Annotated in this window: 12 protein-coding genes, 1 other RNA gene and 2 pseudogenes; 9 read left to right on the forward strand and 6 right to left on the reverse strand. The window is 47.6% G+C overall.

What is annotated here, in order from left to right:
* Positions 1 to 11: 11 nt before the first annotated feature.
* From NDI48_11715 to NDI48_11725, 3 genes are all read left to right on the forward strand, one after another.
* Entirely contained in the window at positions 12 to 1,598 is a 1,587-nt protein-coding gene (locus NDI48_11715; protein ID MEP0831874.1) for a glucose-6-phosphate isomerase, read from the forward strand.
* A 331-nt stretch (positions 1,599 to 1,929) separates the two neighbouring features.
* Positions 1,930 to 2,613 carry a response regulator transcription factor gene (locus NDI48_11720; GenBank protein MEP0831875.1) on the forward strand — a complete coding sequence of 228 codons (684 nt, stop codon included), beginning with the start codon at positions 1,930 to 1,932 and terminating at the stop codon, positions 2,611 to 2,613.
* 734 nt (positions 2,614 to 3,347) lie between these two features.
* A complete protein-coding gene (locus tag NDI48_11725; GenBank protein ID MEP0831876.1) occupies positions 3,348 to 6,227 on the forward strand; it encodes an MASE1 domain-containing protein in 2,880 nt (959 codons plus the stop codon).
* Positions 6,228 to 6,259: 32 nt separating this feature from the next.
* Here the strand turns inward: NDI48_11725 and NDI48_11730 are convergent, their stop codons facing one another.
* Positions 6,260 to 6,622, reverse strand: a complete 363-nt coding sequence (locus NDI48_11730) for a cupin domain-containing protein (GenBank protein ID MEP0831877.1) — start codon at positions 6,620 to 6,622, stop codon at positions 6,260 to 6,262.
* A gap of 418 nt (positions 6,623 to 7,040) precedes the next feature.
* Here NDI48_11730 and NDI48_11735 point away from each other — a divergent pair, with 418 nt between their 5' ends.
* Positions 7,041 to 8,279 carry a CHAT domain-containing protein gene (locus NDI48_11735; GenBank protein ID MEP0831878.1) on the forward strand — a complete coding sequence of 413 codons (1,239 nt, stop codon included), beginning with the start codon at positions 7,041 to 7,043 and terminating at the stop codon, positions 8,277 to 8,279.
* Positions 8,280 to 8,822: 543 nt separating this feature from the next.
* Here NDI48_11735 and NDI48_11740 read toward each other — a convergent pair.
* Positions 8,823 to 9,107: pseudogene (locus tag NDI48_11740) on the reverse strand (ISAzo13 family transposase).
* 90 nt (positions 9,108 to 9,197) lie between these two features.
* On the opposite strand from NDI48_11740, the pseudogene NDI48_11745 reads away from it, so the two are divergent.
* Positions 9,198 to 9,431 (forward strand): annotated as a pseudogene (locus NDI48_11745) (hypothetical protein).
* A gap of 331 nt (positions 9,432 to 9,762) precedes the next feature.
* Positions 9,763 to 10,149: a transfer-messenger RNA gene (gene ssrA / locus NDI48_11750) on the forward strand.
* 205 nt (positions 10,150 to 10,354) lie between these two features.
* Here ssrA and NDI48_11755 read toward each other — a convergent pair.
* The gene (locus tag NDI48_11755; protein MEP0831879.1) at positions 10,355 to 10,516 is read right to left on the reverse strand and encodes a DUF3105 domain-containing protein; all 162 of its coding nucleotides are present in this window, start codon (positions 10,514 to 10,516) and stop codon (positions 10,355 to 10,357) included.
* 592 nt (positions 10,517 to 11,108) lie between these two features.
* On the opposite strand from NDI48_11755, the gene NDI48_11760 reads away from it, so the two are divergent.
* The 3 genes from NDI48_11760 to NDI48_11770 all read left to right on the forward strand — a co-directional run bounded on the left by NDI48_11760 (position 11,109) and on the right by NDI48_11770 (position 15,036).
* On the forward strand, positions 11,109 to 12,125 hold the full coding sequence (locus NDI48_11760) for a helix-turn-helix domain-containing protein (protein MEP0831880.1): 1,017 nt from the start codon (positions 11,109 to 11,111) through the stop codon (positions 12,123 to 12,125).
* Positions 12,126 to 12,405: 280 nt separating this feature from the next.
* The gene (locus NDI48_11765; GenBank protein MEP0831881.1) at positions 12,406 to 13,095 is read left to right on the forward strand and encodes a ComF family protein; all 690 of its coding nucleotides are present in this window, start codon (positions 12,406 to 12,408) and stop codon (positions 13,093 to 13,095) included.
* A gap of 303 nt (positions 13,096 to 13,398) precedes the next feature.
* Positions 13,399 to 15,036, forward strand: coding sequence for a tetratricopeptide repeat protein (locus tag NDI48_11770; protein MEP0831882.1), 1,638 nt, complete (start codon positions 13,399 to 13,401; stop codon positions 15,034 to 15,036).
* A gap of 135 nt (positions 15,037 to 15,171) precedes the next feature.
* On the opposite strand, the gene NDI48_11775 is transcribed toward NDI48_11770, so the two are convergent.
* The 3 genes from NDI48_11775 to NDI48_11785 form a co-directional block, all read right to left on the reverse strand.
* Positions 15,172 to 16,401 (reverse strand): DUF4336 domain-containing protein, encoded by a 1,230-nt coding sequence (locus NDI48_11775; protein MEP0831883.1) that lies wholly within the window; start codon positions 16,399 to 16,401, stop codon positions 15,172 to 15,174.
* Between the two features lie 208 nt (positions 16,402 to 16,609).
* Positions 16,610 to 17,068 (reverse strand): hypothetical protein, encoded by a 459-nt coding sequence (locus NDI48_11780; protein MEP0831884.1) that lies wholly within the window; start codon positions 17,066 to 17,068, stop codon positions 16,610 to 16,612.
* A gap of 21 nt (positions 17,069 to 17,089) precedes the next feature.
* Positions 17,090 to 18,010 carry a CPBP family intramembrane metalloprotease gene (locus NDI48_11785; protein MEP0831885.1) on the reverse strand — a complete coding sequence of 307 codons (921 nt, stop codon included), beginning with the start codon at positions 18,008 to 18,010 and terminating at the stop codon, positions 17,090 to 17,092.
* Positions 18,011 to 18,118 lie beyond the last annotated feature (108 nt).

The following is an 18,118-nucleotide window of genomic DNA, read 5'->3' on the forward strand; positions in this document are numbered from 1 at the left end:
GCAATTAATTTATGGACGCCGCTACTCTTTGGCAACGCTACCAAGACTGGTTATTCTACCATAAAGAGTTGGAATTCTATCTCGATATCAGTCGTATGCGCTTTGATGAAGCTTTTGTCGAGGCATTGCGACCGAAATTTGAGAAGGCGTTTCAAAATATGGACGCTTTGGAGAAAGGTGACATCGCCAACCCAGATGAAAACCGCATGGTCGGTCACTACTGGCTACGAGACGCCGATTTAGCCCCAACTCCAGAACTGCGGGACGAAATCCTCAACACCCTCAAACAAATCGAAGACTTCACCGAAAAAATCCAGACGGGTGCCATCCATCCCTCTGGAAAGTCCCAATTCACCGATGTCCTGTCCATCGGCATTGGGGGTTCTGCCTTAGGGCCTGAGTTTGTGGCTGAAGCCTTAGCCCCCGTCTCTCCAGCACTCGCCATTCACTTTATTGACAATACCGATCCCGCTGGTATTGATAAAGTCATGGCTCAACTGCAAGACAAACTCGATAGCACCTTAGTCCTCGTTATCTCCAAGTCTGGAGGCACGCCGGAAACCCGTAACGGCATGATTGAGGTGAAAAAAGTCTACGAGTCCAAGAATTTGAACTTTGCGTCCCATGCCGTGGCAATCACTGGCACAGACAGCAACTTGGATCAACTCGCTAAATCTGAAGGTTGGCTAGCCAGCTTTCCTATGTACGACTGGGTGGGAGGGCGCACCTCAGAACTGTCAGCCGTGGGACTCCTCCCCGCCGCGCTGCAAGGCATTGACATCCGTGAAATGCTTGACGGTGCCAAGGAGATGGATGCTGTTACCCGAATACCCAAGCTCGAAGGCAACCCAGCCGCCATGCTAGCTCTCTGTTGGTACTTTGCCGGGAATGGCAAGGGTGAGAAAGATATGGTGGTTTTACCTTATAAGGACAGCTTGCTCCTCTTCTCACGCTACTTACAGCAGTTGGTGATGGAATCTCTGGGCAAGGAGAAAGACTTGGAGGGCAATGTTGTCTATCAGGGAATTGCCGTCTATGGTAACAAAGGTTCAACTGACCAACACGCCTACGTGCAGCAGTTGCGCGAGGGAGTCGCTAATTTCTTTGTCACATTCATTGAAGTTTTAGAAGACCGACAAGGAATCTCTCCGGAAGTCGAACCAGGAGTAACCTCAGGCGATTATCTATCGGGTTTATTGCAGGGGACTCGACAAGCCCTGTATGAGAATCTGCGGGACTCGATCACGGTAACGATTCCTCAAGTCAATCCCCGCACTGTGGGCGCTCTGATTGCCTTGTACGAGCGTGCAGTGGGTCTTTATGGTTTCCTCGTGAATATCAACGCTTACCATCAGCCTGGAGTCGAAGCAGGCAAGAAAGCGGCGGCGGCTGTTCTGGATTTGCAGAAACAGGTGATGCAGGTACTTCAGGCAGAAGATGCTCCCCTGTCTCTTTCTGAGTTGGCTCAAAAAATCGGAACACCGGAGCGGGTTGAATCAATTTATATTCTGTTGCGTCATCTCCAAGCTAACCAGCGAGGTGTTGTCTTAGAAGGCAATCCGGGGCAACCGAGCAGCTTAAAGGTATCAGCCAGTTGATTTGAGGGGTACTGATATCCCTTCGTAGTGAGCGCTTTAGCGCTAAAGCGCTCGCTACAAACCCTTCGCCTAGCTCTCAGAGGTGGGATAATACCAAATCCGCTTTGCTCAGCCCCTTTTTACGTAGAGTGGGGACTGTCCACCTTCAGGAAGAATTGAGGTAATACGACTTTGCCCACAGGATCATGAGATCTGGGAGGTAGTAGCTGTACACTGAGTTAGGGCACAGTTTTAGCATTGAGAACCTAGACACAATAGTTTTTAGGTTTCTGCTGAGTTAACCAGATATGACCTAGCGTAAGAGTAGACTCGCTCTTAGATTCAGTACCCCATGCCATTGATTATCCTGGTTGCAGATGACAACCTGGGAACCCGTCTTTCCGTCAGTGATTATCTAGAGATGTCTGGCTACTCAGTCATCGTAGCTGAAGATGGCCAGGAAGCTCTCTCGAAAATCGAAAAGTACCATCCTCACCTACTGGTGACGGATATCAACATGCCCCGCATGGACGGCTATGAGCTGGTGAAAAGGCTTCGTCAGCAACCATCGTTTCGCTTGTTGCCGATTGTGCTTTTAACCGAACGCGCGACTACGAAGGAACGCATTGAGGGCTATGAATCAGGGTGTGATGTTTACCTGCCAAAGCCTTTTGAGATGGATGAATTGGGCGCGGTTATCCGCAATCTTGTGGAGCGCCAACTGGATCGGAAAGTTTCCTTCCCCGACTCGCGGAAAGCCTCAGATCGTCCATCTGATTGGGACTCGCCATCGACACAAGAGAAGATGCCAGGGGAGGCGATCGCTCCCAATTCTACCGCCATTGAGTTGACTGAGCGAGAAAAGGAAGTGTTAGTTTTGCTGGCCATAGGTTTATCCAACGTTGAAATTGGCAAGAAGCTGTACCGCAGTCCTCGGACAGTGGAAAAGCACGTCAGCAGTCTTTTACGAAAAACAGAAACGAGTAACAGAGCTGAACTGATACGATTTGCCTTAAAAAATCATTTGGTTAATTAAATTCACTGATTTTTCCAAAGCAGGAGAGTGGCGGATGAAGACATCTGGCTAAGCTACAGGGTTTTATGAGAAAATAACGCCAAAAATTTATAATTCTTTTTTCTAAGAGCCGCTCACTCGGATGGGGCCGCTCTTGGTTTTTGGGGCTAAAATTTGTGCTTCAGTTATTATAAAACCCGATAGTAAGGGTACCTGGCGGAATGATTGAAAATACTCGAACTTGAGAAGGGCAAGTTTGACTATTCAACTTTTTGCTCAAAGGCAATGCTGTTTTCTCAAAACCAGAAATACTCAACGAAGCTCCAACCGTTCGGAATTGATCATCCAAGGGCGGTTTACCCTACCTAGGAGCGTAAATTAGCGTATCTATAAACTCTATATTCAAGGCAGTTATATAGTAAATTCTCAGAGAAGGCAGAAGGGTCAGGAAAAATTGCAGCTAAAATCATCTTTTTGCACAGGAGAGTAACGCCGAACTCAAAACTCCAAGAAATCCGGACAGAAAAAAGATAAATTGTCTTGAATTGAAGGCGCTTTAATCACCCGATCGGGTGATTAAACTTAACCCAAGGTAGAACTCTCAAGGAGAACTTTGTCAAAGCTTTATTTAACAAGTCCTACGTCTCATCCACCTGGGGGAAGTCGAGAACTGTGCAATGATCGAAGCTATTTTTAGAGGTGATTTATCAAAGGAAAGCACAAGTGAGAACCAGAATTTTTAGGGTCTTAGCAAAATGAATGGACCAAACCTGATGCCCTTGAGTCAAAGACGCATCTGGCGATATGTTGCCGTAGTCGGCGCGCTCGCGGTTGCTTACTATGGTGCGGCGTACCTCACCGTCTCCTCTCTAGGGCTGGGTTTAGAGGCTTCTCCCTTATGGCCTTCCGCAGGGATTGCCTTAGCCGGTTTACTCTTGGCAGGACAGCGTGTCTGGCCGGGGGTGGCACTGGGGTCATTCTTCTGGTGCCAGCCACAAGTATCCTTAACCATGGCTTTCGCCTTAGCATTCGGCATCACCTTACAAGCCTTAGTTGGAGCCGAAGTCTTGCGTTGGCTGAAGTTTCGCCCCTCCCTGAAACGGCGGCAAGATGTCCTACAGCTAGTGGTTTGGGGAGCCTGGGGTTCGACCCTAATCAATGCGAGCCTCAGTACGCTGATTGGTTGCTTGGGCGGTACCGTTGGGCTTCAGCAGTGGCAGGAAAACTGGTGGACGTTGTGGGTAGGAGACGGCATGGGCATTTTAGTGGTCACTCCCCTGCTGTTGATGGGTCGCCATTGGCTGGGGAACGTTAGATGGACTATCGCCCAAATTTTACAAGGGAAACCTTTGGGATTGGGCAAGAATTTGTGGAACCACAAAACTTTTACAGTTCTTCCCCATGCCCTAGCTTGGGGCACGCCTTCTGAGGGCAAAAAAAACTCCACTCTCGCTGAAGCTGTTATTTGCTTTACCCTATTGTTTACTCTTTGCTGGTTGGTGTTCGCGTTAAAATCAGCCGTTGATTTGACTCGATATCCCCTAGAATATCTTCCCTTTCCTTTCGTTGTCTGGGCCGCGATTCGCTTCACTCAGCGAGGTGCAGTGATGGCAACCTTAATTGTTTGTGTGATTGCCATTTGGGGAGCCATGCAAGGAGTTGGTCCGTTTGTGGCAAAGACGAACATCAAACAAGCGGTTTTATTTTTACAGGGCTTTATAGGCGTCGTCTCGATTACAGCCTTAGTCCTAGCGGCGGCTGAGTCCGAACGCGCCCGCGCCGTGGATTTACTTAAAGAGAGGGAAGCGAGTCTAGCCAATGCTCAACGCCTTGCACAATTGGGAAACTGGGATTTTTACCAGACGTGCAACAACTCCTGTTTACCTCAGCAGAAATTGCAGTGGTCGGATGAACTTTATCGCCTTTTTGGTTTTAGTCCCAAAGCCTTCGAGCCGACTTGGGAAACGTTGTTTCAAGTGGTTCATCCCGCAGACCGCGATCGCGTAGGACAGGCGATTCGAGGTGCTCTGCGAGAAAATAAGCCCTACTGCCTTGACTATCGAATTGTACGCCCGGATGGTTCAGAACGCATTGTTTGCGAACAATCGGAGATTTACGGGGGCGGTATTAGGGGGACGGTGCAGGATATTACTGAGCGCCAACGGGTTGAAGATCAACTCCGCGCCGCCGCCGAGCATGTTAGCGAAGCCGCTGAACGACAGCGCTTGTTAGGAGAGATGGCGCTACGGATTCGGCGTTCTCTCCATCTCGATCAAATTTTGAACACAACTGTCGCGGAAGTGCGAGAATTTTTAAATGCTGACCGTGTCTTCATTGGTCAAATTGATGGGATTTCTCAACAATTGAACGTGCGTCAGTTGTTAGCACCGCGCCGGAGTTCATCCCAGGATGTAGCCCAAGTTGAAAGTTCCGAGGAAAACCTTCCCTTCGGAAACGCCTTGGGCGAACAACCTTCAAACCTTCAAACCTTCAAACCTTCAACCCTGTTAAAAGGTCTCGTGATTGCTGAATCGGTAGACCCCTGCTACCCCTCGCTTCGCAGCATGGTGGTTGAGGATGAGGCAACATTACAAGAATGGCGATCGCGGTTTAACCAAGGTCGCGTTATTGCCATTGAGGATACAAAAGCCATCCCTTGTTCTTGTAATATTGCCGCCTACCACGCCGAGTATAAAGTGGGAGCGATCCTCGCTGTGCCCATTTGGGTGGGAGATAACCTCTATGGGGCGTTAGTCGTTAACCAATGTAGCCAGCCACGTCATTGGCAATCGTGGGAAATTGAGTGGCTTACTTCCCTCGCCACACAAGTAGCAATTGCCATCCAGCAAGCAGAACTCTATCGACAGATTACAGACCTCGCGGCTCATTTGGAATCCCAGGTAGAGGAGCGAACCCAAGAACTCACAGCTAAAATGACCGAACTTCAGGAACTCAACCAACTCAAAGATGTATTCCTGCAAGCCGTTTCTCACGACCTCCGCACTTCTTTGCTGGGAATGTCAATGGTGTTAAACAATTTGTCTAAATCAGCAGGAGATGCAGTAACCCTTTCTCGGCCTTTGTTGGAACGAATGATAACAAGCAACGAACGTCAGCTAAATTTAATCAACTCCCTCTTAGAAGATCATTTCAATGAAGAGCGTCAATTAGAACTGCATCGTCAACCGATACAGCTCACTCAATTGTGCCAGGATTTAATAACCAACTATTCGCCCCTGCTGGCTCAAAACCAAGCCACTCTGACTCAAAAATTACCGCCAAATTGCCCCTTGATCAAGGCTGATCCAACTCAGGTACGACGGGTGTTGGAAAACTTGCTCACCAATGCCTTAAAACACAATCCACCGGGACTGAACCTAAGATTGCAAGTCCGGATCGAAGACAAAAAAATTTGCTGTACTCTGCAAGATAATGGGTTAGGTATGAGCCAAGAGCAACAGAACAGCCTCTTCAAACTCTACATTCGAGGTCTGCATACAAAGCACTTAACCGGCATTGGTTTGGGTTTGTATCAATGTCGCCAAATTATCAACGCTCACGGTGGAGAGATTGGTATTATCAGTAGTCCTAATGTTGGGTCAACCTTCTGGTTTACCCTCCCATTAGCTGAGTAGGAGAATAGGATAGAGATGGAGTGACTCATCACTCAACTATCGCGATGCACGATGTCAGGAGAAAAAGCTGGTAAACAAACGGCAATATACTCCGCGCCCTCTGGAGAAGGAGTGCTGTAACGAACCCACTCACCTTTTCGAGTCATCACAGCCTGTCCTGCCTGAACATCCATCTGGCCCCCCTCATATTCAACGTGCAGCATTCCTTTGATCACAACGGTGAATTCGTCAAATTCAGGCTGTTGTCCCGGTTCCATCCACCCACTCGGAGAGCGCATATGGGCAATACTGACGGCTGAAGTTTGGGTGGATACGCGACCGATGTATTCGTCGATTAGTTTGGGCTTGTTGCCTGCTGCTTCAATGCGGTTGGGTTGTTCAATGAGTTGGGGCATCGCTAAGGGTGAATGGCTAAGAGTTAATCGCCGAGCATACTAAAAGATAATCGTAAACTGTTCTCAGTCAAATTCAGTAGGGGACAGATATTTAGCAAATGGCGTCCCTAATGGCATAATCTTTGGCTCGAATGCCAGACTTGATATCAAGGGTTCGATTTCTAGCAACCACAGCCAATAGTTTTCAGTTTCCCGATGGAACTCAGTGCCGGGGTTGCAGCGGCTACCCCCATCCGTCTGGGTTCTCTGCCTCAGGGTGTTCTGGAGAGCGGTAAAGCATTTCATCATCTGTGTGGGCGAGAGTAGGAGATATTCTGAGCCTCCTCGCCTTCCTCATCATTAACCAGATTCGGCTTATGATGAAGCCTTTGGAAGGTCGCGATCGCTCCGTGCTGATTTAGTCGCCACCAATCCAGATGTGCAGTTTTCCTTCCGAGATAGTGTAGAACCCGTTTATCGCCAATTTGTAGACTTGCTGTTGACTCCTCCATCTCGTGAGGTTGAACCCCCTCAGCAAAATCTGCAAAAAGCTCGTGAGGTGTTAGAAGCGCTACAAGTCACACAACTGCAAAACTTCTTACAACAAGCCTGTGAGGAGAAAAGACTAGAAATTGATCGCATTATTGATCAAAAAGACTCACAAACTGCCGTGATTTACCCAATCATCCTAGACAACCGATTGGAAGTCATGGTTAAACTACCCAAGGAAGACCAGCTATATCGCTCCTCCACTGAAATCTCTAGGGATAGCGTTGCCAAGACAATAAAACAATTCAGAACCATTCTGGAAACCGAGAGTCCCTTTGATCAGCCGGTGAAAAAGGCTGGTAAAATCGTTTATGACTGGCTGATTGCACCGTTTAGCGATCGCCTGGAAGCGGGCGGCATCAAAACCCTGATCTTCGTCTTGGATGGTTCCCTACGAACGATTCCCATGGCGGCTCTTTACGATGGAGAACGCTATCTCGTAGAGAAATATGCCGTTTCCTTGGCTTTAGGTCTAGAGGTGCGCGACCCTGAACCCCTCCTGCGTCAAAACATGAAGGTACTGGCAGCCGGTCTGACTGATCCGCCGAAACAGTTTGAGAACACCTATAGCAAACTGCAAAATGTCAAACGGGAACTGGATGCAATTAATGAAGCCAAAGTCCCCGTTAAGTTTATCCTCGACCAGGCATTTACTGGGGAAAATTTCCAGCAAGCGATGACTTCCAACAATTACCAGGTTGTTCACCTAGCAACTCATGGTCAGTTTGGGGCGACGCGGGAGAGGACTTATTTACTGGTTGCAGATGGCGCGATTTACGTAGACCAGTTGAGTGAATTATTCCGCACACGCGGACAACGTCGGGAAGACGCCGTGGAATTATTGGTTCTCAGTGCTTGTAAGACAGCCAACGGAAACGATCGCGCCGTTCTGGGGATTGCCGGAACAGCCGTACAGGTCGGTGCACGCAGCGTGATCGCGGGTTTGTGGAGTCTGGCTGATGACTCCAGTGTGCTATTTTCCCAAGAACTCTATAAATATTTGGGCGAACCGGGAATCAGCAGAGCTTCAGCTCTGCGTCGAACCCAGGTGGCGTTTCTCAAAGACCAGAATAAATATCAGCATCCCCGCTTTTGGGCACCTTATGTTTTGGTGGGCAGTTGGTTGTAATCCTGCGTGGATTAGGAGGAGGTTTGGCAGAAGGCTCGTGAAAAGCAGAATAACTGCAAGGTTTTAAAAGAGCCACTTATGCAGTTTTGGCTACCGAGCGTGATTGTCAAGGAATCTATAAAAGATATTCTGAAAAAATAGAATTAACTCGCTGGCAATATAGCGGTAATGAACATGGTGTTATCCGATAGCGCAGCGGGCGCGCGTACTCGCACGACGGTATAGGATTAATACCCACCTTCCGCACCCTGAAGTGTCACACTACGAATTTTGGGAGTTTGGCGAAATTGGGCTTGCGATCGCAAGCCCAATTTCTGACTTCTGTGTATAAAAAGTGACTAATTGAGTTTCCACAATTCCGTGAAAGCCGATTGTGACAGTAGAGGGTGCGGAAAGTGGGTTAATAAGCTGTATATATGTCAACCCTAAAACTGGAAAGTTTTGGGTAATAGATTACCGTATATACAACCCATGACTAAGATGGAAAAACTAGTTCCATTCACCACGAAAAGAGTTGCGCTCAATGGCAATAGCCTTAAATTATTGGTCTGTAACTTTGATACCTGGAACGTAGCGATTTTCATCTAACCTAGCTTCCACTTGTAATCCTTGTTGGGTGGTAGTATGGCGAATTAGATTAATCATGACTTGCAAACTAGTTAAAGGTCTACCACGCCAATTTTGAGTAATGTGGCAAAACAAGCGATGCTCGATTTTATTCCATTTACTTGTTCCGGGAGGAAAATGGCAGACATGAATCGTTTTCTGAATCTCGTCGGCAAATTCTTGGAGTTTTAACTTCCAGAGTCGAGAACGATAACTATTGCTAACCCTCTTTTGTCACTCTGGTCAGACTAAAATTAGAGAAGACCAATAGAACGCCTGCCAGATGGGAGTTTGCCATGAACTTACCCAGAGATGCGAGGCGCTAACGCGCTAGCTCCGCTTCACGCTACCGTTTCCTTTGTGGATCAGTACTGTGCTGTCTACCAGAATCTGTTTCCAGAAGTGAGGAGCGATGACAATGTTTCAAGTTCCTGCATTTAGGGATGATTTCAGAAATCAAAAGAAAATCTTTGCCTGCAATTGCGAGAGCCGTAGGACTAGAAAGCTCACAATCGTTACATCCTGCATCTCGCCAACTCGCCTTGGGATATAGAAACGGTGAGACAACAACGAATTGAGTTAATAAAGCTGGCTTTAAAAGAGCGAGAAATTATCCTAGCTTATGTTCCGGATGGATAGAATCACAGGAGCAAAAATATTTTACTCTGACCAGAGTGACAAAAGAGGGATAAGTTGTCCTAGTTATTTTTACATGAATCCTTAGTCAGCAAAATGGCTTTTGGGTAATTAAGTCATTTTCACTTTATGTACCTGCACCTAATTACTCCCACCAAAGTAGGGTCATTACGACTTCTCTCAGCTAAACTCTAGTGACGCTGACTACAATCAAGGACTATAATGGAGGAATATAAGACATGGGGCCTTAAAGGTTTCGACGTGTTGGCGAAAGCTGCCCCGTGATACAGGTCGAGAGTGAGTCTTCTCTCGTTAATACCGGGCTCAAACAAAAAAGTAACTGCGAATAACATCGTTAAGTTTGAGCGTGTAGCTGTCGCTGCTTAAAATCCTCTAACAAAGGTACGCTCGTCTATAGTTTGACTCCGTTAAGGACTATGGACAAACCCCAACGGATGCGCTAGTAAACTGCCTTTGGTCGGTTTATTGGCAAAGACTTCACCAAAGCATCCTGTCATCCGGGATAATGGATGGTTCCCGCCCAGAGGGTCAGATGGGCTAAGCCTGTGAATGAACGGGAGGTCAATACCCAGGGCGGACACGGGTTCAATTCCCGTAGGCTCCACTGGTAATTCTCTCAAGACCACCTCACACTTCAATGTATGAGGTGGTTTTTGATTTTTAGGCAATGACAGGCTACCCATTAGGACACCGCCCATTGTTGCATTCAGGCTCACGAGCAATATTAGATTCCTAGAAAGCTTTTAGGGCTAGGGGTTCGTAGCGCTCAAGCTTTTTAAAATAACCCCAAAAAGTGATTACAATGGCTGCATTCAGTTGTGGTCGAGGGTTAAAATCAGGCGTGCATTGGTAAGACTGAACTCCCGTGCCTGTGCCCGAATTTCCTGCAAATCCTGACATTTAATCCGCTCTGACTTGTAACTAATAATAACTGTGCCATGCTCTAGGTTGTGTAGTGAACTACCATACTTCATTTCTACGAAATACAGGAGTAAGAACTATTGCACAGAAAACTCTCAATATTTGAGAATTTAAGGAGTAGGGTTTGCTCATCATAAACCATTGCTCTGATTGCACTTATTCTTGAGCGCAGTTTCTTATTCTCCCTTCCGAATCGAAAGGTTGACAAACTTGGCATCTATCTTGATGTATATAAATTCCTATCCAACCATAAATTTTTACACTGATTTCCTACATCTTAGACATCTCCGGAACTTCAGATTCAGCCACCTTAATACAAGGCTTTGAGGTTAATTATCGAAGATGTCTCTTATATAGATGGTACAGATGCAAGTTGAGCGATGAGCTGTCCCCAATCGCAGGAGCTACGTTTCAGAGCATAGGCGCTGCCCCAATCTAGGCAATCGTCGAAAGGCTTATCCCATAGGCTCATTTTTGATATAAATATCCGGATTCGTACCTAGCTTGCCGAAAAGAATACTCAGATAGCCTAACCCCTCGTCTATTCATCGGCAACTGCTGTGGGTGGCATGATTACACCCCTATCTCACCCTTGTGTTGCTCAAGAAAAAGTAGTTTTACTCAAGCACGGAACAAGAGAAAGTTATGGTAATGCAACCTACGTATGGTAACGGTGTTATCGACAACCAGACCATTGAAATTTCTCAGGAAGGATTGCGGTTGATTCTCAATCAAATAGAAGCTGAACTGATCAATAGCGAAGTTTACCGCCGCACAATGGCTGGGTTACAAACGATGTTAGGCGAGGCGTCTAGCACCGCTCAAATTTTAGTTAAGGCAGTGGGGCGAGAGGCTGTGCGGTTGACCTTCCAGCAGGTGATCAAACAGTATAATGTTATACCCGTGTCTACCCAAGACATCCATCAAGCCGGCTCTGAGCAGTCTGATGCTGCTCAGAGAGTAGAGGATAATTCTTGGGGGGAAAACTTGCAGGAAGAAGCAACCTTAGAAGAAGCAACCCAACCCTTCAACTTCAACAATAAACCGGCAGGTGAGCCTAAGCTGCCCAAAAAATTCACAAAGGCAGAAATGACTGCCCGAAAAGTAGCACAAGAACGGGGAGAGATGCTACGTAAAGTGGGCCAACAATTGTTAGAGGCGCGTTTAGCGCGATCGCTCAGTCTTGAACAACTTCATAACCAAACCCTTGTACCACCCCATCACATTGTGGCCCTAGAATCAGGTCACATTGAGGAGTTGCCAGAGGATGTGTATGTTCGCGGCTTTATTCGTCGAATGGCTCATGCTTTGGGTTTGAATGGTGCGGCGCTAATCGCTTCTATCCCAGAACCCGATTTGTCAAAAGCGGTTGTTCCCTCCTGGCATAATTCCATCGCTGTACCCGAATTTCAAGTCAATTCAATGCATCTGTATCTCGGCTACACAGCTTTGATTGCGGGAGCTGTAGGTGGACTCAGCTTAATGTCCAAGCAAGCCTCTCCGGGGATATCGGTTACACCTGAACCCGCCGGTTCTTCTCAGGCAGCACCCTCTCCTAAAACGGAGCGTACAGGAAAGACCAATAAACCGGGGTTACAATCGGGCCAAACTGGTGTAAAAGCTGGAGCGGGTATTGCTCCTCCGGAAGCCATGTCATTCTAGTCAATGGGTAATTCGCCATTCGTTTTTTGAGCAGCCTTGCTCAGATTAGACGCTAAAACATTTTGGACTTTATAGACAAGTCCTATTGTTGTTTTGAGTTAGATACACTACATCCTACGGGCACAATAATATCGTGCCCCCACAAAAACCTCTATTGAACCCGCATGAACATGACTGTAGGAAAACAGTGGGCTGGAGTCACTCCACTTCCTCACAGGAGAGTTTGGGCTTGTAGGTGTAGTCAACGAATAACTCACTTATGACTTAGGACGAATTCACGATGTCTACGCCAATTGAAAGGCTAAAAGATGGGCTATTGGCGCTCTTTCTCCAGCCTAAGTGTCCCTTGTGCGATCGCCCTGCGGAAGGCGAGTTTTGTACGTCCTGTCGGCGACAATTGCAACGCTGTCAAACTACCACACCGGGTGAGTGCTGGAAAGGAGAATTACCTGTATTTGTCTGGGGAAATTATGGTGGTGTTTTGAAACGTGCGATCGCAGCCCTAAAATACGACAATCAACCCCAATTGGCTCGTCCCTTGGGTCATTGGTTAGCTCAAGCTTGGCTAAAATCACCCGTTGCTAGTCGGGTGCAAAAACTGACCGTGGTACCTATTCCCTTACACCCCCTCAAGCTGAAAAAACGCGGTTACAATCAGGCAGAATTAATTGCTCAAAATTTTGGCGATTTCACGGGTTACAAACATCAACCCCTGGGTTTAGAACGAATCCGTGAAACTGACGCTCAATTTGGTCTATCGGCGCAAGCACGAGAACAAAACCTTACCGATGCTTTTAGGATGGGCAAGGGCTTTCACAAACATCTGCCAAACTCACCCGTGCTATTAATTGATGATATTTACACCACGGGGGCTACAGTTCGTGCGGCTGCCCAAATCTTACGAAAACAAGGAATACAGGTGTATGGGATTGCGGCGATCGCCACTTCATCCTTCAATCATCGCCCTTAAAGACTCGAAGATTACGGGGATTGCGGTGGGTGGCAAACGCGATGAGAAGACGTTTATCTCCTCCATCCCCCTCATCTTCTATGCCTGTTGGTGAGAAATCTGGGTGACTAGGGATATACTTCGGTTGGATGCGAAGGAAGGGATAAAAGAGTGCTTCGCCTCGCCATTATTTCCACAAAAAACCACAGGAGGTAAGGCGATAAAAATTAACTTGAAAGGGACATAAAAGGAGTATAAGTGTACCGAATCTTATTCATTTTGGCTCTAATAGTAACAATTGGACTATCAGCGAGCTCCCATCAAGTGTTAGAGTCAGCAATTGCCCAAGGGGCACCAACCAAGCTAATCGCTACCGAGTCTGGTGGTAGTCCTATCGAGTCCACCGAACCCACAGCACGGCTGTTTGCTAATCTTGGCAACTACCATCATCCCATTTCGACAAATATCCCACTTGCCCAGCGCTACTTTGACCAAGGACTTATCCTCGCCTACGGGTTCAATCACGCAGAGGCAAAACGCTCCTTCCTTGAGGCCGCAAGGCTCGATCCCAACTGCGCCATGTGTTACTGGGGGGTTGCCCTTGTCCTGGGACCCAATATCAACGCGAGTATGGATGCTGAGGCCGTGCCCGAAGCTTGGAATGCGATTCACACAGCAAGTAAGCTGAGCCAAAATACTAGCGACAAAGAAAAAGCTTACATCCAGGCATTGGCACAACGCTACTCCTCGAAGCCCGTTGAAGATCGTTCTGCGCTCGACGTTGCGTATGTCAACGCCATGCGAGAGGTGAAACAGCGCTATCCAAAGGATCTGGATGCTGCAACTCTGTTTGCAGAAAGCCTCATGGATACCATGCCTTGGAATTACTGGACAGAGGATGGTAAACCCAACCTGGGAACTCCCGAACTCCTTGCCACCCTGGAGTCGGTTTTAAAACGCAATCCTAACCATGTAGGGGCTAACCATTTCTACATTCATGCTGTAGAAGCCAAGCGACATGAACTGGGAGTTGCCGCCGCCGATCGCCTCGCCCATCTAGTCCCTGGCAGTGCACATCTGCTTCACATGCCATCCCATATCTATATCCAGGTTGGGCGCTATCACGACGCAGTGGTTGCTAACCAACGCGCCATTGCAACTGACGAAGAGTACGCCACCCAGCGCTCCGTCTCCGGTTTCTATCGCATGGCCTATATGGTACACAATCACTACTTCCTCTGGTACGCCGCTATGATGGCAGGAGAGAGTAAAGTAGCGATTCAGGCGGCTCGATACACGGCAATGATGACAGACACCAAGTCAATGCGGGAGCCTTGGGGTGGCACCATGCAACACTATTACTCACTTCCACTTTATGCCTTCGCCAAGTTTGGCATGTGGGATAAAATTTTGGCACAACCAGCTCCCCCTGTAGATCTTATCTATCCCACAGGGGTGTGGCACTATGCACGGGGTATGGCATTTACGGCAAAAGGTCAACTGGAGAAAGCCGCCAGGGAACTCGAACAATTGAATGCGATCGCCGCCGAAAAGGCTCCAGACAAAACTAAACTCTGGGAGGTTAACCTGAAGATTCTCCAGAATGCATCCCAAGTGTTGGCAGGGGAGTTAGCAACTAAGCAAGGGAATTATGAACAAGCGATCGCTCACTTAAAAACAGCCATTCAACTCGATGATGACCTCAAAGGCGATCCTCCCCTGTGGTATTCTCCAGTGCGACAGTCTTTAGGAGCCATATTGCTAGAAGTGGGCCGAAAAGCTGAGGCAGAGCAAATGTATCGAGAAGACTTAAAGATTTATCCTAATAATGGCTGGTCACTGTACGGACTAGCACAAAGCCTACAGGTACAGGGAAAGACCAAGGAAGCCCAAGAAGTACAACAGCGCTTTGAGAAAGCTTGGAAATATGCCGATGTGAAGCTCACCGCCTCGCGATTCTGAAGAATTCATCGAGCTACTTTTCTACTAAGCCGAAGTTCCGTTAGAGGCTAACATCTTAACCGCAAAAACTCTGCGACCCTCTGGGTAACTCTGCGTTAAAACAACCTACTATTTAGGATACCCAAGGATTAGATATCATACCTTTTCCTGGGGGGGCGGCGTAATACGAAATCGGTTCAGTTTCTCATCAAGTTCTCTCAGGAGTTCAAAGTCTTCCTCTGGTAAGGGGTGAGTTCCACTCCCTGTTAAGCCCTCACCTACGGAGGTTTTTTTCTCCAGGAAAGCGAACGCCTGACGGAACTGATAGGGGTTAATCTCAATCGGCGAGTCAAAGTGACAGGGAATAATCCGTTGGAAATTCCAACTCGCGACTTGATTGGCCCAGTCGAGGGTTTCCTTGGGTGCCCGGTTGAGAATAAGAGTCTGCAAAATTGGTGCCACAAACAAACGCCCACCCCCTCGCAGGGCATCGAATGAGCGATCCCAGCCATCCTTCCATTGGAACGGAAACCAACCGAAATATGCCTTCTTTGACCGCTCTGGCGCTTTGAGGGCATCGCGAATGGATTGGCCCATTTTGACCACATTCAACGCACTGGGTCGGAAGTAAAAGGCAAACAGTGAGATACGCTGCCATCCCTTACGGCGGTTTGCCTGAGTGTCCTCAACGATGTCGAACACATGGTCTTTGGCATGGAACAGCAAGGGGTACGGGTCAAGTTGGATGATCGCAGGTGGTTCTTCCGGCACGGAAAGTACAGAATCGGTGACGAGCAACGTGCGCGATCGCTTATGGAAAAATGCCACTTCCTCAAACCGCCCCGGCCCTAGTTCGATGGGGCCGAGTATGGCGTACTCAAACTCGGAGGCAAAGGGGGTTTTGCTGCACTCATCTGGCAGTCGATGAGTGCGTTTGTGAGGTAAGCCGAGCCAACTCAAGGGAAGATTCAGCGGAAAACTCCATTGGTTGGGGGCGACAAAGACTTGTGCGTTCGGAAATCGCCTAGCAAAGGGGCCGACAAAGACCTTGTGTTCAATACCAGAGACGGTGGGTAAGATAACGTATTTAATATCGCCATGCTGATCGGCCAACTCTTGGACGAGCCGGATACACTCCCTTGTAGGTGCGATCGGTGCATAAACGAGAAGCCCCCCAGCTTCGAGCTTCACGACACTCATGCGAATCGGCACCACAACATAGAGGATGCCCTGTAACTGGTCGAACGTCCAAACGGTGTCCTTCACCACTTCTGTGCGGAGTGTTCGCCGCCTGCCGTAGGGATAGAGTGGCACAGTAGGCCAGAATGGCCATGACCAGTCTCTCGGATGGATGCTCTGTTGACCCTGCATTTCCTGCGCTGCCATCGTCCCTACTTAATTCCAAAGTTCAACCTGTTTTGATCTAAGCTCTAGAAGCTGAAGTTTAGCAAATTGTTGGCTCAACTCTAAATGCTCGGCAACTTGATACAGAGGCGATCGCGGGTTTTGGTGCCATTGACTCACAGACTACCCCAATCATGAACGGAGTAGCCTCCTGGCCTATGATACAGCACTGTTTTCCTCATATTGCCCCTTACAGAGGAGGTGGAGGGGGAAGGTTAGGGAGCACTGACGGGGCAAAATCACTGCTCGGTGCCAGAGGTGTATTCGTGCTGGGCGCTGGGGGAATATCACGGCTCGGTGTAGGAGGAATAGAGGGATTAGTTGGAGCTGAGCTTGGTGGAGATGGAGCGGAACTTGGTGGAGATGGAGCGGAACAATTATCTATGGATTTAGAAAGCTTAACGTTTTCCCTAGCTAAAACTTGTACTCGCGCACGGTACAGATTGATTTGCGATCTATATTGAGGGTCTGCCGCACTCTTCATCTGATCGAGAATTTCGATCGCTTGTCCCCAATTTTGGCTGCATAACGCTTGCCGTAGCTGAGCATTAAGGTCAGTTTGAGAGAAACCTAGACGAGGAGATGTTAGGAGAAAAAATCCTAGTGCGGTTAATCCTAGTGTAGCTAACCAATGATTCAATCTAATCATTTTATTGGCCTCTAATAATTATTAGATATGGCTTTTTTGTCTACCAAAGAACACATAATAAAATATTGCACTCTGTATCAGAAAGAAAACTAAATCTAGCCTTGGATCACCTGGATCATTCAAGATCCATATTGCAGGAGCAGGAAGCGCAGAATCTTTGGTACTGATAAACAAAACACGGAGATTATTAGCCGCGTGGACACCTAAGGCTAACTCTAGTCTATTGTCTTTTAACGTGATGACAGTCAAAAACACACCAAATGCAAAATAGAGCAGGGCTAGCCACACGGCTCCTCGTTGCATTTCTGGGTTCGCAAAATGTGGAACTGCAAATAGAAGGGAACTCACAATAATCAGTACAAACCGTTGCCTGGTAAGTAGACCTAATCCCTGAAGCAAATATCCCCGAAAAAAGAATTCTTCTGCTGAAGTTTGGAGAGGGGTAAGTACTAGAGCTAGGGGAAGGAGCAGAAACCACTGGCCTGGATTAAAAGAAAATACATAGTTTTGAGAATTTAGCAAATAGTCCACTGGGATGAGAATGGTCGATATCAAAAACCAAACCAAAAATCCTCTGAACAAGCGTTGGAAATTAACAGAGCTATCGGCACTAATGAGGGTACGGAATGGGCGTCGGTGCAACCCGATAACCACTAAAAATATAGCTAACCCGAAAAAGATAAAAGGAATATTGACAGTGACATAAGCTCCGACAGAAGGAGTTTTTAAAAACGATAGTAATTGCTGCTGAGACGGCTGCTGCAAGGCTTCAGAATTCAATCCACTTTGATTAAGATGGATAGTTAAGAGGATACTGCCAACAATTAATAAAACAATACTTCCGACAACCAGCCAGAGGAAGAGAATAAAGAATATTCCTAACAGATAACGCCACCAACCATTCCTGCCTTGTCGTGCGACATCTAAGTAACTTTGACTCATAATTTATGCCTCAAAAATAAGTTTTTTAATCAACCCGCTATGCACCCGAACTCTTTTAAATCAGCATGACATAAGGCAGTTTTGCTGTATGTGGAGTTGCTGCTGGCG

This window comes from Microcoleus sp. AS-A8, assembly GCA_039962225.1.
Lineage (GTDB): Bacteria > Cyanobacteriota > Cyanobacteriia > Cyanobacteriales > Coleofasciculaceae > Allocoleopsis.

Coding starts and splice junctions, on each gene's coding strand:
- NDI48_11765 (MEP0831881.1), top strand. CDS start 12,406: ATGTCTACGCCAATTGAAAGGCTAAAAGATGGGCTATTGGCGCTCTTT.
- NDI48_11720 (MEP0831875.1), top strand. CDS start 1,930: ATGCCATTGATTATCCTGGTTGCAGATGACAACCTGGGAACCCGTCTT.
- NDI48_11760 (MEP0831880.1), top strand. CDS start 11,109: ATGGTAATGCAACCTACGTATGGTAACGGTGTTATCGACAACCAGACC.
- NDI48_11715 (MEP0831874.1), top strand. CDS start 12: ATGGACGCCGCTACTCTTTGGCAACGCTACCAAGACTGGTTATTCTAC.
- NDI48_11755 (MEP0831879.1), bottom strand. CDS start 10,516: ATGAAGTATGGTAGTTCACTACACAACCTAGAGCATGGCACAGTTATT.
- NDI48_11775 (MEP0831883.1), bottom strand. CDS start 16,401: ATGGCAGCGCAGGAAATGCAGGGTCAACAGAGCATCCATCCGAGAGAC.
- NDI48_11785 (MEP0831885.1), bottom strand. CDS start 18,010: ATGAGTCAAAGTTACTTAGATGTCGCACGACAAGGCAGGAATGGTTGG.
- NDI48_11730 (MEP0831877.1), bottom strand. CDS start 6,622: ATGCCCCAACTCATTGAACAACCCAACCGCATTGAAGCAGCAGGCAAC.
- NDI48_11780 (MEP0831884.1), bottom strand. CDS start 17,068: ATGATTAGATTGAATCATTGGTTAGCTACACTAGGATTAACCGCACTA.
- NDI48_11725 (MEP0831876.1), top strand. CDS start 3,348: ATGAATGGACCAAACCTGATGCCCTTGAGTCAAAGACGCATCTGGCGA.